The sequence below is a fragment of the Citrobacter sp. TBCS-14 genome, from assembly GCF_005280805.1.
Classification (GTDB): Bacteria; Pseudomonadota; Gammaproteobacteria; order Enterobacterales; family Enterobacteriaceae; genus Citrobacter; species Citrobacter gillenii.
The window spans coordinates 1-308 of sequence record NZ_SZWM01001351.1; the positions used below are offsets into that span (position 1 = coordinate 1).

A 308-nucleotide genomic window follows, 5' to 3' on the forward strand; every position below is an offset into this window, starting at 1 on the left:
ACCGTGATGCTGCGGTCATGCGCCACGGTGATGGTCTGGTCATGCCCTGCGGCATTCTCCTTACCCACCTTCACCGTCTGCCCGAGTCCGATGGTAATACTCTGGTTATTGCCGGTGGTTTCTGTGTGGTCCACTTTCACGTCGGTGGTGCGGTTATTCAGCACTTCGGTATCCATGTTCTTCTGCGCATGGATATACACCTGCTCGTTACCCGTCGCATCCTCAAAGCGCAGTTCATTAAATCCCCCGCCTTTACAGGTTTTCGAGCGGATAGTCATCTGTGTTTTTGTGCCGGGCAGGTCTCCGGG

General features: G+C 54.9%; 1 pseudogene. It reads right to left on the reverse strand.

The window, feature by feature from the left end:
• Window positions 1-308, reverse strand: a pseudogene (locus tag FDX22_RS29860) (type VI secretion system tip protein VgrG); the annotation flags it as partial.